This is a genomic window from Chthoniobacterales bacterium, from assembly GCA_018883245.1.
Taxonomy (GTDB): Bacteria; Verrucomicrobiota; Verrucomicrobiia; order Chthoniobacterales; family JACTMZ01; genus JACTMZ01.
The window spans coordinates 1-12,824 of the sequence record VEQL01000055.1; the positions used below are offsets into that span (position 1 = coordinate 1).

The 12,824-nt window shown below is 63.1% G+C and carries 12 protein-coding genes; 5 read left to right on the plus strand and 7 right to left on the minus strand.

Annotated features, from left to right (window positions below):
- Positions 1-129: 129 nt before the first annotated feature.
- A complete protein-coding gene (locus FGM15_12595) occupies positions 130-723 on the minus strand; it encodes a riboflavin synthase (GenBank protein MBU3666696.1) in 594 nt (197 codons plus the stop codon).
- Between the two features lie 60 nt (positions 724-783).
- Positions 784-2,661: a DUF393 domain-containing protein gene (locus FGM15_12600; GenBank protein ID MBU3666697.1), complete on the minus strand. Its 1,878-nt coding sequence runs from the start codon at positions 2,659-2,661 to the stop codon at positions 784-786.
- A 6-nt stretch (positions 2,662-2,667) separates the two neighbouring features.
- Between FGM15_12600 and FGM15_12605 the strand changes: the two genes are divergently transcribed.
- Positions 2,668-5,289 carry a hypothetical protein gene (locus tag FGM15_12605; GenBank protein ID MBU3666698.1) on the plus strand — a complete coding sequence of 874 codons (2,622 nt, stop codon included), beginning with the start codon at positions 2,668-2,670 and terminating at the stop codon, positions 5,287-5,289.
- A 22-nt stretch (positions 5,290-5,311) separates the two neighbouring features.
- Here FGM15_12605 and FGM15_12610 read toward each other — a convergent pair whose 3' ends face one another.
- The 3 genes from FGM15_12610 to FGM15_12620 are packed head-to-tail and all read right to left on the minus strand — an operon-like array spanning position 5,312 to position 8,477.
- Positions 5,312-5,761, minus strand: coding sequence for an NUDIX hydrolase (locus FGM15_12610; GenBank protein ID MBU3666699.1), 450 nt, complete (start codon positions 5,759-5,761; stop codon positions 5,312-5,314).
- A gap of 5 nt (positions 5,762-5,766) precedes the next feature.
- Positions 5,767-7,896, minus strand: a complete 2,130-nt coding sequence (gene glgX / locus FGM15_12615; protein MBU3666700.1) for a glycogen debranching protein GlgX — start codon at positions 7,894-7,896, stop codon at positions 5,767-5,769.
- A gap of 26 nt (positions 7,897-7,922) precedes the next feature.
- Positions 7,923-8,477 (minus strand): thioredoxin family protein, encoded by a 555-nt coding sequence (locus FGM15_12620; GenBank protein MBU3666701.1) that lies wholly within the window; start codon positions 8,475-8,477, stop codon positions 7,923-7,925.
- Positions 8,478-8,572: 95 nt separating this feature from the next.
- Between FGM15_12620 and FGM15_12625 the strand changes: the two genes are divergently transcribed.
- Positions 8,573-9,436, plus strand: a complete 864-nt coding sequence (locus FGM15_12625) for a hypothetical protein (GenBank protein ID MBU3666702.1) — start codon at positions 8,573-8,575, stop codon at positions 9,434-9,436.
- On the plus strand, positions 9,433-9,855 hold the full coding sequence (locus FGM15_12630) for a DUF2752 domain-containing protein (GenBank protein ID MBU3666703.1): 423 nt from the start codon (positions 9,433-9,435) through the stop codon (positions 9,853-9,855). The genes FGM15_12625 and FGM15_12630 overlap by 4 nt, the downstream gene beginning before the upstream one ends.
- A 5-nt stretch (positions 9,856-9,860) precedes the next feature.
- Here the strand turns inward: FGM15_12630 and FGM15_12635 are convergent, their stop codons facing one another.
- The gene (locus FGM15_12635; GenBank protein MBU3666704.1) at positions 9,861-10,640 is read right to left on the minus strand and encodes an MBL fold metallo-hydrolase; all 780 of its coding nucleotides are present in this window, start codon (positions 10,638-10,640) and stop codon (positions 9,861-9,863) included.
- Between the two features lie 80 nt (positions 10,641-10,720).
- On the opposite strand from FGM15_12635, the gene FGM15_12640 reads away from it, so the two are divergent.
- On the plus strand, positions 10,721-11,515 hold the full coding sequence (locus FGM15_12640) for a thymidylate synthase (GenBank protein MBU3666705.1): 795 nt from the start codon (positions 10,721-10,723) through the stop codon (positions 11,513-11,515).
- Positions 11,512-12,009 (plus strand): dihydrofolate reductase, encoded by a 498-nt coding sequence (locus tag FGM15_12645; protein ID MBU3666706.1) that lies wholly within the window; start codon positions 11,512-11,514, stop codon positions 12,007-12,009. The genes FGM15_12640 and FGM15_12645 overlap by 4 nt, the downstream gene beginning before the upstream one ends.
- Here the strand turns inward: FGM15_12645 and FGM15_12650 are convergent, their stop codons facing one another.
- On the minus strand, positions 12,010-12,810 hold the full coding sequence (locus FGM15_12650; GenBank protein ID MBU3666707.1) for an MCE family protein: 801 nt from the start codon (positions 12,808-12,810) through the stop codon (positions 12,010-12,012).
- Between the last annotated feature and the right edge of the window lie 14 nt (positions 12,811-12,824).

The following is a 12,824-nucleotide window of genomic DNA, read 5'->3' on the forward strand; positions in this document are numbered from 1 at the left end:
GTCTGACCCAAGCGCCGATCCATCTGCTGGTGATGAAGTTGTTTGCATGGCACTTGGCCCGCCAGCAACCGGTGGCCCGTTTTGCCCCCGAGGGCCGGCCTATCGGACAGGCGTGAGCGGTTGCCGCGATCAGGCGCGCGCTGCGAGCAGGCGTTCGACGTATTTCGCCAGGATATCGAACTCGAGGTTGACTATGTCACCCGGTTCGAGGTCGCCGAGGTTGGTTGCCTCGAGGGTGTGGGGGATGATCCAGACGGAAAAACCGGTGTCATCGGCGGCGGCCACCGTGAGGCTGACGCCGTTGACGGCGATCGAGCCTTTGAAGACGACATAGCGAGCGAACTCGGGTGGGATCGAGATGTCGAGGCGCACGTCGTTGGCTTGTTCCGTGACCGCAAGCACCTCGCCGGTGCAATCGACGTGGCCCTGCACGAAATGCCCTCCCAGGCGGCCCTCGACCCGCAGGGCGCGTTCGAGGTTGACGGGACTTGCGGGTTTGAGCCGGCCGAAGTTGGTGCGTTGGAGGCTTTCCTCGAGCAGATCAAACATCATTTGGTCGCCGCGGTGGGCGGTGACGGTGAGGCAGCAGCCATTGACCGCCACGCTTTCTCCGTTGCGCACGCGCGAGGCGGTGCGTGGGGCTTTGAGCATGAGTTGCACGGCTTGGTCCGTGCGTCGCAGCCAGCCGACGTGTCCTACTTCTTTCACCAAGCCGGTAAACATCCTCGATGAAGATGGCACGCACGGCGCGGCATGTGAAGAGCGCAGTTGCCGGCGGGCGTTTCAGCGCGAGAGACGTCCCTCGATCGTGTAGTCCCCGAGCGCTTGCGAATTCCAAACGCGTCCCGACGATTCTTTTTCGTCCGGTGTGGCGAAGGTCAGCAAGTCCAACCGGATACGGACGTATTCCGGTCTTTCGGTCGGTGCATTTTTCATGTCGAGAAGTCCCCACATGCCGGGCGAGCCCTCCTGAAGGCGCCCGAGGAAAGGCACGAACCATGCAGGTAGTTGGCGCGTCGAGCGCATCTCAAGCGCGGCGAACCACATTTGCCAGTCGAGGCGCGGCATGTGCGGCGCAAAAAACGGCATGGCGTTGCTCTCGGGCGAAATTTTCCGGCGGAACTGAAGTGTGCTCCAATGTTCTCCGTCCGCGCTGGTTTCGATCGTGATCTCCGGGCGCTCCGTGGTCATCACGCTGAAAAGGCCGTAGGAGTTCGTGCTCCTCAGGGGCAGGAGAGGCTCCACCGCGTTCCAAGCCCAGCGGGGCACCGGCACGCGGAGGACCGAAAGAAGCAGCAGGGTGCTCGCGAATACAATGATGGCGGCGGCCAGCGGACGGATCAGCCGGCCGGGCAAACTTGTGCGGACGCGCGGTTTTTCGGTGGCGAGTTTGGCGCGGATCCACGAAGGCCAGCATGCGTCATCGACCAGCGTGATGCACAGCGTCAGCGTGAGAAGATTGAAGAACCCGTAGTTGCCCGTGAGCATGATGGCGGCCATCAGCAGCGAAAATCCCCAAAAGGCAACCATTCGGACCCGCCTCGGACCGATGATGAGAAACGGGAGCACGAGCTCGATGGCGAAGACGCCCAGCAGGCAAAGTTTGTGGAACCATGCGGGTGCTTGTGCCATCCACCACGACGTCCACGCCGGGATGGGTTGGGTGAAGTAGTGGAATTGCAGCGCCGTCCCGTCGAGACAAGCGTTCCGGCCGGAGGCATCGAAACCGTGAAGTTTGACCAGCCCGGACTCGAACATCAGGCGGAAAAGAAGCCACCACACGAGCAGGCGACCGATGCGAGAGGGGGCCGATTCGCCGAACCGCAAGCGCGCTTGCCACGGTGCGTAGAGCGCGACCAGCAGCCCGGTCTCCAGCAGCAGGGCATCCCATTGGAAGCCGAGAAACACCGGAACCGCGGCAACGAATGCGAGGTAGCAAACCCACGCTGCCAATGCCGCCGGTGCGGCAAAAATTCCAAGCGCGAGTAAAACCGAGGCGGCCGTTCCGACAGCCAGCCAGAGCTGGAGCATGCCGTCGCTCGCGCCGAACCAAAGCAGTGAGGGCATCTGCCACCACGCGGCGTGCGGCGCGCCTGTTGCGGTGAAGTGGGCTTCGACCGCCTCCAGATAACCGGCGACCGGAAGAATGCCGCGTGATCCGGCCAACCCGTCGATCTGCGTCCACAGGCTGAGGAAAGCCGCGAGAAAAACCGCCCCGACCAGACGCGGAAACAGCCACCCCGAGACCTCGTAGCTCGGTGACAACGTATCCGCGCCCCAGATCCACCGTGTCACCTTGCCGCAAAAGACGCGATGCGCGGCAATCCACGCGTAGCAGCTTTCAAATGCGGCGGACACTACGGCGAGGCGTCGCGTGCAGCCCAGCAGGAGACGGGCGCAGCGGCTCTTCGTTGACAGGGCTGTGAGCGCAGCGCGGGCGCCGGTGACAATCGAGCCGTCCGAATTCCGCAAAACGACCCGCTCGAAAGATTCGCCGCCCGCCGCGCGGCGGACATCTTCCGGCGCGGTTTGCAAAGTCCTGTAGTCCACGCGGTCGCCTGTTGTCTGCTTCCAGCGGGCGACCCACTGGCGGCAGAAATTGCAATCGGCGTCCCAATACAGCACGGGCACCGGGGAAGATTCGGGGGTCGGCGCGGACATTTCAGGATGCAGCCTGCCTCGGGTCGGAGTAGTATGTCCAGTCACCGGCCGGCACGGCCATTCGCGTTGCAAGCGGGGCCGATCTGTGCCAGACACACGGAAGTTTTTACCATGCCGCGCCGAAGCTACTCCTGGGAGAATGACCCGCCCAAACCGCGCCGCCGCCGTCTCTGGCGGTGGCTGCTACTTGTGCCTGTTTTGCTCGCCCTGCTGGCCGCCGTCGCCGGCGCGGTGTTCCTGCTCATGCTGCATTCCGAGTTCCGTGAGATGGCGCAGCAGTTCGATCTCGAGCGTCTCGAGCGCATGGAGTCGGCGTCGTCCATCTACGACCGTGGCGGAACGCTCATGGGACGGATCTTCATCCAGAACCGCGAGCCGGTCCCTTATGACAAACTTCCCAAGGTTCTCGTCGAAGCGGTGGTGGCTGCCGAGGATCAGAAATTCTGGACGCACGGAGGTGTCGACTACCTCGGTATCCTCCGTGCCGCGCAGGCGAACTGGCTGGCCGGCCGGATCAGGCAAGGGGCGAGCACCGTCACGCAGCAGCTGGCGCGCAATTCTTTCGACCTCAAAGAGCGCACCTACCGCCGCAAGCTCCTCGAAATGGCCTTGGCCCAGCGCATCGAGGAGCACTTCCCCAAGGAGAAGATCATGGAGCTCTACCTCAACCGGGTTTATTTCGGGGGAGGGCTCTACGGCGCGGAGGCGGCGGCGCGCGGCTATTTCGGCGTTCCAGCCGCGGATTTGACCGCCGCGCAAGCCGCGGTGCTGGCCGGGTTGCTCAAAAGTCCCAACAGCCTGTCGCCTTGGACCAATCTCGAAGCCTCGCGCACCAGCAGGAACAACGTCCTGCGGCAAATGCTCGAAATGGGATTCCTCGATCGTTCCGCCTACGAAAAAGCGGTCGCGGAGCCGCTCGCCGTGCGTGCGCGCCCCGATCCCGTCAAGCAGTCCTACGCCATAGACTACGTGCGGCAACAAATCATTGCCTCGCTCGGCTACGACCGCGCGATGAACGGCGGATTCAAAGTTTACACCACCATCGACTCGGCGATGCAAGCGGAGGCGGAGAAATCCCTTCGCCGCGAACTGGACACCATCGAAGCGCGTCCGGGCTACGGGCATGAGACTTATGCGAGGTTTCAGGAACGCCTTGAAGGCAAGGGCTTGAAGCCGGGGGATTCCAACACCGAGCAACCGGCCTATCTCCAAGGTGCTGTGCTCGCACTCGACAACACGACGGGCGGAATCCTCGTGATGGTGGGCGGTCGTGACTTTCGACACAGCGAATACAACCGCAGCGTGCAGGGAAGGCGTCCTGTCGGCACCGCGTTCGTCCCCTTTCTCTATGCTGCTGCGTTCGAGAAAGGCCTTTTCCCCGGCACAGTCGTCCAAGACTGGGCGTTGGACAACCGGCTGGTAGGTTTCGGGGGCACAGCGGGAATCCTCGGCGAGTGGGGCGTGGAGCAGGCGCAGAATTCCTACGAGGGTGAAATCACGGCCCGCGAGGCGCTGGTGCGCGGGAAGAATGGTGCGGTGGTGCGTCTGGGATTCCAGACTGGTGCAGATGCGGTGACGAAGCTCGCCCGCGAGGCTGGCATCGAGTCGCCCCTGCGGCCCTATGCGAACGCTTACCTCGGATCGAGCGAACAAACGCTCGAAGAGACGGCGTTGGCTTACACCATTTTCCCGGGCATGGGCACGCGTCCGGACCGGACCCATATCATTGAACGCATCGAAAATCCCGAGGGGGAAGTCGTTTACCAACGGCAGACGCAGCGCAAGAAAGTCGTGACGGAGGGTGTCGCCTGGCAGGTGCACAATCTGCTCACCGACGTCATTGCGCGCGGCACCGGAAGCAAGGCAGTGACGGATTACGGACTCGCCGTCGCTGGCGCGGCCGGGAAAACCGGCACCGCCTACAACTTCACCGATGTCTGGTTTATGGGCTACACCCCGGCGGTGACCTGCGGCGTATGGATCGGCTATGACAAACCGCAGCAGATTTTCCGCGGGGCGTTCGGCAGGGATCTTGCTTTGCCTGTGTGGGTGGATGTGATGAATGCCTCGCGCAAGGATTTTCCCTCGGAGCCGATGAAGGCTCCCGTGTCGGTCGAACACGTGGAGATATGTCGCCTCTCCGGCGAACTGGCCACGGACAAATGCCTGGACAAAACACGAACTGCCGACGGCGCGGAAACATCGTCATCCACCGCCTACAGCGAATATGCGGTGCTGGGCCGCGCGCCCACGGTCGAGTGCAGCGTCCATTCCGGCGGCTTGAAGAGCTTCGTCAAAGAATTCAACGAAGAAGAGTGGCCGCGCGCCGCGGTGGCGGTCGACTTGAGCAAGGTGCCCCCTGTGGACGTGTCCTCGGCTCCGGTCGTCGGCAGCGCCGACCCCTACAACGCCGTGTCGCCGGCGACGATGGACGCATTCGGTGCCGATGTGCCAGTGGCCAAGGCTTTCGCGGTGAATTCGCCGGAAGCCGCGGTCGCTGCCGGGGCAACGAACAATCTTCCCCCCGCTCCCGAAGTGCGCAAACCCGAACAGGGAGGAGTGGCGGCTGCGCTCTCCGCGGAAATGCCGTCGGTGAATCTGCCGCCTCCGCCCCCGATACGTTTCTGAGTGCGTGCGCCGGTGCGCGGCGTCAGTGCGGGTGTCGTTTTGCGCCGGTCGTCGGGTGCGTGAACAGGGCAAACGGCTCGAAGCACTGCTGCGCCCTGCGCCAAAAATACGCCGCCGTGGCCGACGATCCGGCCGGGAGTCGGCGACGGACGGCGATCTTCGCGATTTCCTGCGGCCTCGGCTTGAGCGTCCCGGGCTTCAGCAAGACGCGGTAAAGAATCGTCACGGCCCCGGCGCGCGGACGGTCGAGCAAATCGAGCGGAGCGGCTGTTGCAATCTGCATGCCGATTTCCTCGCGGACTTCGCGGCGCAGCGCATTGATCAAGGCTTCGCCCTGTTTGACTTTCCCCCCGGGCAGGGTCCAGCGTCTCGAGCCCTTGGCTTGCTTGACCAGGACCACGCCGCCGAACGCGTCCTCGATCCATGCCATGACCGAGATGCGTTTGGTCGGTTTGTTTGATCTCGTGCCCATGGCGTTCAGCCGACTTCCTTGCCGATACAAAGCACGGCGCTTTTCGCGCGGAGTGTGATCCGGTTCCTGTCACCCAGCAAAGGAGCCTGCGCGGGTTCGCGGATGTCGTCCGGCGACGGGCGTGCTGTGTCTGCCATAAGATGCCAACTCCAGCGTGCAGGCAGGGAGGGAAGGTCGAAATCCAGATCTTCCGAGTGCATGTTGAATGCCGCGTAAAAAAACTCGCCCGAACCACCGATCGCGTGGTCGTGCTGCCCGCAAATCATGAAGGCCAGCGAATGGCTGTGACAGCCCCAGTCGGGTTGGCCGGGATTGACGCCGTGCCATGAAATGTCCGGATAGCCGCTGCCGATGTTGTCCGTTCCCGTGAACCATTCGTCGCGGTGGAGGCTCGCGTGGCTGTGGCGGAAGGCGATGAGCATTTTGACAAAACGTCGCAGACCCGTGTCGGTTTCCGCCAGCTTCCAGTCGAGCCAGTTCCACTCCGCATCGTGGCAGTAGGGGTTGTTGTTGCCGCGTTGCGTGCGTCCCATTTCGTCGCCCATGTAAAGCATGGGGACACCCTGGCTGACGAGGAGCAGGGTCATGGCGTTCTTCGCACAGCGCAATCTCAGGGCCCGGATTTCGGGATCCTCTGTGGGTCCCTCGGCCCCGCAGTTCCATGAGAGGTTTTCATCGCCGCCGTCGAGACCTTCTTCACCGTTCTCGCGGTTCCGCTTCTCCGAATAGGCGAAGAGGTCGGCCAGCGTGAATCCGTCATGGCACGTGATGAAGTTCACCGATGCGGAAGGCCTGCGCCCGCTGGGCTGGTAAAGATCCGGCGAGCCCATGATGCGCTGGACCATTTCGCCGACGGAGTCGTCATCGCCGCGGAGAAAACGCCGCGCCGCATCGCGGAACTTCCCGTTCCATTCCATCCATCGCCCGTAATTCGGGAAGTTGCCCACTTGGTAAAGTCCGCCGGCATCCCAAGCCTCGGCGATCAACTCGCAGTGTGCGAGCACCGGATCGTGCGCGATCGATTCGAGCAGCGGGGGATTGGGCAGGGGATGGCCCTGCGAGTCGCGTCCGAGCACGGACGCCAGATCGAAGCGGAATCCGTCGATATGGTATTCGGCAGCCCAATAGCGCAGGCAGTCGATGACAAAGTCCCTCACCACCGGATGGTTGCAGTCGAGGGTGTTTCCGCACCCGCTGAAGTTGAGGTAATCGCCGTTCGGCGCGAGGAGGTAATAGGTTTTGTTGTCCAGTCCGCGGAAAGAAATGACAGGGCCGGTCGCATCGCCTTCCGCGGTGTGATTGAAGACAACGTCAAGAACCACTTGGATGCCCGCGGCGTGGAATGCCTTGACCAGTTCCTTCATCTCGTTGACTTCCCCGCCCGCCGCCGCAGTGGCGGCGTAGCCGGCTTTCGGGGCGCGGAACGCGAGCGTGCTGTATCCCCAGTAATTGTGGAGATGCTCGCCGGTGTCGGGGTTTTGCCGTGTGTTTTCGTGTTCGTTGAATTCGAACACCGGCATCAACTCCACACAGTTGATGCCGAGGTCGCGAAGGTAGGGGATTTTCTCGCGCAGTCCGTCGAAGGTCCCGGGGTTGGCCACGCCCGAGGATGCATGGCGGGTGAAGCCGCGCACGTGGAGTTCGTAGATGACCAGTTCCGAAACCGGGAGATCGAGCGGACGGTCGTGTTCCCAGTCGAAGTTGTTGGCGGGGATGCGCCCGCGGTGGGGGAAAATATCGCGCTCCTTGACGGGGCCGCGGAAGGCTTCGCGTCCGCTCACCGCCCGCGCGTAGGGGTCGAGCAAAATGTGCCGCGGGTCGAAGCGGTGCCCGGCGTGCGGGTTGAACGGCCCGTCCATGCGGTAGCCGTATTCGATTTTCTCCGGATCGAGATCGAACACCATCATGGCGAACACATCGCCCATGCGGAACTCGGGAGGAAAGGGGATCTCGGCAAACGGACGCTGGGCTCCTTTTTCAAAAAGAATCAGAGTGCATCCCGTGGCATTGGAGGAAAAGACGGAGAAGTTGATGCCGGCGGGCACGATGCTCGCGCCGAACGGCAGCGGGTGCCCGTAGCGCAGCCGGAAAACGCCGTGGTGGTGCGTCGGGGCGTGTTTGTGTTCGGCGGGCATCCTTGCCTCTCAACGGTGCGGCGAAGTTACTTCCACTTGATGTTGCAGCCCATGCTCGGGTGCTGGGGTGATGGAGCCGGGTGTCCGCCGAGAAGGGCATCCAGCGCGGCGCGGAAGTCGCTTCCGGTCACAGCCACTCCGTTGCCCGGTGTGCTGGCGTCCATGCGCCCGTGGTAATGGAGGCGGGCGCTGCGGTCGAAGATGTAGAACTCCGGCGTGCAGACTGCGTGGAATGCGCGCGCCGTGTCCTGCGACTCGTCGTAGAGGACGGGAAAGGGTATGGCCCGTTCGCGAATCATGGCTGCAAGTTTCTCCGGTGCGTCCTCCGGATGCGTCGCGATGTTGTTGGCGCTGATTCCGACGAACGCGATTCCGCGCGGGAGGTAGCCGCGGGCGATGGATATCAACTCCGGCAGCATGTGCACGACGTAAGGACAATGTCGGCAGAGGAATGTCACGACCGTGCCGTTTTCGCCGGCGCAAGCGGCGGCGGAGAGACTTTCGCCCGACGAGACGTCCGGAAGCAGAAAGTCCGGCATGGTGAAATCCGGGCCCAGGGGTGTGCTTTCCGTCAGCGCCATGGCGTCATCGTCTCCGTGCGGCTGCGGAAAATCAATCCCGCGCTGCCTTGCGCATTGGTGATTGACGGAGCCGGCGGCGCGCAGGAAAAAAAGGCGTGAAGATTCATCTCAACCGCCAAGGACAAAGTCTCGGACAATTCACCGCCTTGGAGGTTCGATCCGGCTTCCGCGACGGAAAATTCTTCGCAACCGACCTCGCTTGGCAGGACGGCATGCCCATGTGGAGACCGCTCGGTGAAGTGATCGACACGATTGCTCCGGGCGAGAGCGTGGACAGCCCTCCCGCGTTGCCGGAGACCGCCGAACCGGCATGGGAGCGCCGTGGCGAGGTCGGTGCGGTGCCTGCGCTGTTTGAAACCGTGCGCGCCGTGCTGCTCGAGCCGGCTGCGACATTCGCCCGCTTGAAACTCGGTGGAGGCTTCGCTGGTCCCTTGGTGTTTTTCATCATCCTGCAAATGGTCGGCATCGTGGCGACCGAGGCTTACAACTGGACCCTGCGCGTCCTGGGCCTTCCCGGGATGGTGCTCTCGCAGGAAAATGCCGCCGCGCTCACAGCGCAGATGGGGACGTCTTTCGGATCCTTGCTCTGGATCGTCGTCGCGCCGGTCTTTCTTGTTTTCGCGGCATTCGTCGGCACTGCCATCACCCATGTCTGCCTGATGCTGGTGGGCGGTGCACGGCGTCCTTTCGAATCGACCTTCCGTGTTTACACCTACGTGAGCGGATCGATTGCGCTTTTCAACCTCGTTCCTTGCTGCGGATGGTTTGTCGGCTTCATATGGGGTCTCGTGGCGGAAATTATCGGACTGTCGGAAGTCCACCATATCAGCCGTGGCCGTGCTGCCGTGGCCGTGCTGCTGCCGATTTTCCTCTGCTGCGGACTTGTCGCCGCGATGGTTCTGGCGGGCTGGTTGGCCTACGGCCCGGCGTTTCTTGAAACTTTGAAAAACCAAAGTTGAGTGCTCCTCCCCCGCTTCCTCCGGGCGCGCGCGCGGCTGCCGAGCGGACGATCCTCATCGTCGCCGGTTCTGCCGCCGCGGCTGCCGTCATGCTTTTTGCGCTTGCGGGTGTTTTGCATCCGGCAGGCCTGCCTTGCGGTTGGAAGACGGTCACCGGCTTGCCCTGCCTCGGATGCGGAGGCACACGCGCACTTTTCCTGCTGGCCCGCGGCGAGTGGGGTGATGCGCTGCGCATGAATCCGGGCGCGGTGCTTGCCGCGGCGGGAGTGGCGATCGCCGCGGTTTATGCGGCGGGAGTGGTTTTTCTCGGCTTGTCGCCCTGGCGCCCGCAATGGGCGGCGCGTGTTCCCTGGCGATGGCTGGTGCTCGGTGCGATCCTTGCGAACTGGGCTTATCTCCTTGCGGCCGGCCGCGCCTGACGTGATCAGGATCCAAGCCGGATCGGCGGCATCAACGCGTCCTGCAAGGCGCAACACACCGTGACGTCGGCGCCGTTGAGCGATGAGCGCACGGCGGTGACAGCCAATTCCGGCGTGTTGCAGTCGCGACTCAAATGACCGAGCACCACGTGGCTCAGAGTGTCACTCAAGATTCTTGCGGCAAATTCCGCCGCCGCGCGGTTGGAGAGGTGACCGTGCGGGGAGAGGATGCGCTGCTTGACGGAGAATGGCCTTTTGGCGTCCGCATGGAGCAAATCTTCATCATGGTTCGCCTCGACAAACAGGCAGCTAACACCCGACGAATGGTGCGCTACGGAGTGGTTCACGTGCCCGAGGTCGGTGAGCACGGCAAGGGATGTGCTGTCTTCGCGTATGGTAAAGCCGACGGGGTCGGCCGCATCGTGCGGAACCGAGAATGCGGTGATTTCGAAACTCCCGATCTGGAATTTCGCTCCGGACGCAAAAAGGCTCCAGCGGGCCTCTGCGTTCCGGGCGTCCGACCGTTGCAATTCTTCCGCGGTCAATCGCGTGGCATATACCGGGCAGCGCAGGGTGCGCAGAAGCACCGGCAGCCCCCGTGCGTGGTCCCCGTGTTCGTGGGTCAGCAGAATGGCGCCGATTTCGGATGGTTCGATGCCCGCTTGGGCCAGACGGGTCAGCGTGGTGCGGGCACTGAGCCCGGCATCGACCAAAATCGTCGTTGCGGAGCCGCGCACCACGGCCGAGTTGCCGCTGCTTCCGCTGCCGAGGACCGTGAATTCCACGCGCGGATGCTAACCGCCTCGCTCGCCGGCGGCAAACTCGACCTTGGCCGCGGGCGGCGGTGGTGTTTAAGTGCTGGTTGATGAGAGAATACCATCGACTGCTCGAGCTCGTCTTGGAGAAGGGCAAGCCGCGCGCCGACCGCACCGGGACTGGAACGCTGGGAGTTTTCGGCGCGCAGGCGCGCTTTGATCTTCGGGAAAACTTTCCCCTGGTGACGACGAAAAAGCTTCATCTCAAATCGATCATCCACGAGCTGCTCTGGTTTTTGCGCGGGGACACCAACGTCGGCTACTTGCATGCCAACGGCGTCACCATTTGGGACGAATGGGCGGACGCGAACGGCGATCTCGGGCGCATTTACGGCGCACAATGGCGCAGCTGGCGCGGTGCCGACGGCAAAGTCACCGACCAGATCGACGCCGCGATCCGTCTCGTCCGCGAATCACCCGAGAGCCGGCGGATTATTGTCAGCGCTTGGAATCCCGGGGAACTGGCGCAGATGGCCTTGCCGCCCTGCCACGTTTTGTTCCAGTTCCATGTCGAAGGCGGGGAGTTGAGCTGCCAGCTTTACCAGCGCAGCGCCGATCTTTTTCTCGGCGTGCCTTTCAACATCGCTTCCTACGCGTTGCTCACGATGATGGTGGCGCAGGTTTGCGGCCTCAAGGCGGGTGACTTCGTCCACACCTTCGGCGACCTGCATCTTTACAGCAACCATATCGAGCAGGCGCGTTTGCAACTCTCGCGCGAGCCGCACGGACTCCCGCGGATGAAGCTCAACCCGGAGCGGCGGGAGCTGGGCGAATTCGTTTTCGAGGATTTCGTGCTCGAGGGCTATGATCCGCATCCGGCCATCAAGGCGCCCGTTGCCGTATGATCGCGGTCGCCGCCATGGCCGCCAACCGGGTGATCGGTGCGGACGGAAAAATTCCGTGGCATTTGCCGGACGACCTGCGCTGGTTCAAGAATCTCACCTTGGGTGGCACGCTTCTTATGGGGCGGGTGACTTTCGATTCCATCGGGCGTCCGTTGCCGGGGCGCGAGACGATCGTCCTCAGCCGGCGCGAGGACTTGGAGATCCCGGGCGTGCAGGTGATTCGGGATCTGAGCGCGCTGCGCAGCGCGCGCATTCAAGGCGAAATCTACGTGGTCGGCGGGGCGGACATTTACCGCATCGCCCTGCCTTATTGCCGCGACCTCTACCTCACGGAGGTGAAGTGCGACGCCGCGGGAGACCGGAAATTCCCCGTGTTCGAAGACTTGTTCCGCTTTTCTTCGGTCCTGCGCGAAACGCCCGAGATGCGCATCGTCCATTACGTGAACGACGAAGTGAAGGAGTTGCCACGCACGCGCGGCGAATCGCCGCCGTGATCAGTTCTGCCCGCCCTGCTGGGGGTAGGTGTCTTTATACCACAGCACGCCGTGCCGTCGGACGTTGTAGAGGATGGCGCGGAGATCCCCGGCCGCCTTCGGATCGTTGAGGAGCATGGGCAGGGGGCCCGGGCCGGATCGGGCCGCGGACATGACCTTCCGCGCATCGGCGGCGGCCGCCTCAAGGTCTTTGGAAGCCTTGCCCATTTCGGTGAACCCGGCGCTGCCCTTTTTGAGGTTGGCGATGGTCTCGCGCAGGTCCTCGAGGGACTTTTCACTCAATGCGGTGTTGCTCAGGCGGTCCAACGTCGTGTTCAGCGTGGCGACGGCTTTGCGGATGTCGGCCATGGTCTCGCTGCTGTCGCGGGTGAGGTCTTCGATGCCCGTCTCCCGCTGGCCCTTGATCACCGCTCCGGGCTGGAGATGCTTTTCCAGGTCCGCGGCCGGATCGACCAGCACATCGACGAAGCGGTTCCCCAGCAGACCCGAGCTTCCGACCACGAAGCGAGAGGCCTCCGGAAGTTTCACATCGTCGCGGATGTTCAACTTCACCGCGACGCCCTGCATGGCCGGGAGAACGCTCGGAGGCTCGGCCACGTAGCCGATGCGGGCGCCGCCGAGGAGCACGTCGGCTCCCTTGAGAAGACCGCTGGCGTTGGGGAAATCGACCTGCAGGTCGTAAAAACGCTGCAAGCCCTGGCCGAGACGGCCGAAATACACAACCGTCGCGGCGACCACGACCAGTCCGAGTATAACGAAGAAACCGACTTTTGTTTCGATGCGGGAGTCTTGGCTGTGCATGGGTCAGGGTGCTT

What these genes read in the sequence shown, in the direction of transcription:
- FGM15_12645 (MBU3666706.1), top strand. Translation starts at nt 11,512, where the DNA reads ATGATCGCGGTCGCCGCCATGGCCGCCAACCGGGTGATCGGTGCGGAC.
- FGM15_12595 (MBU3666696.1), bottom strand. Translation starts at nt 723, where the DNA reads ATGTTTACCGGCTTGGTGAAAGAAGTAGGACACGTCGGCTGGCTGCGA.
- FGM15_12650 (MBU3666707.1), bottom strand. Translation starts at nt 12,810, where the DNA reads ATGCACAGCCAAGACTCCCGCATCGAAACAAAAGTCGGTTTCTTCGTT.
- glgX (MBU3666700.1), bottom strand. Translation starts at nt 7,896, where the DNA reads ATGCCCGCCGAACACAAACACGCCCCGACGCACCACCACGGCGTTTTC.
- FGM15_12640 (MBU3666705.1), top strand. Translation starts at nt 10,721, where the DNA reads ATGAGAGAATACCATCGACTGCTCGAGCTCGTCTTGGAGAAGGGCAAG.
- FGM15_12620 (MBU3666701.1), bottom strand. Translation starts at nt 8,477, where the DNA reads ATGGCGCTGACGGAAAGCACACCCCTGGGCCCGGATTTCACCATGCCG.
- FGM15_12610 (MBU3666699.1), bottom strand. Translation starts at nt 5,761, where the DNA reads ATGGGCACGAGATCAAACAAACCGACCAAACGCATCTCGGTCATGGCA.
- FGM15_12600 (MBU3666697.1), bottom strand. Translation starts at nt 2,661, where the DNA reads ATGTCCGCGCCGACCCCCGAATCTTCCCCGGTGCCCGTGCTGTATTGG.
- FGM15_12605 (MBU3666698.1), top strand. Translation starts at nt 2,668, where the DNA reads ATGCAGCCTGCCTCGGGTCGGAGTAGTATGTCCAGTCACCGGCCGGCA.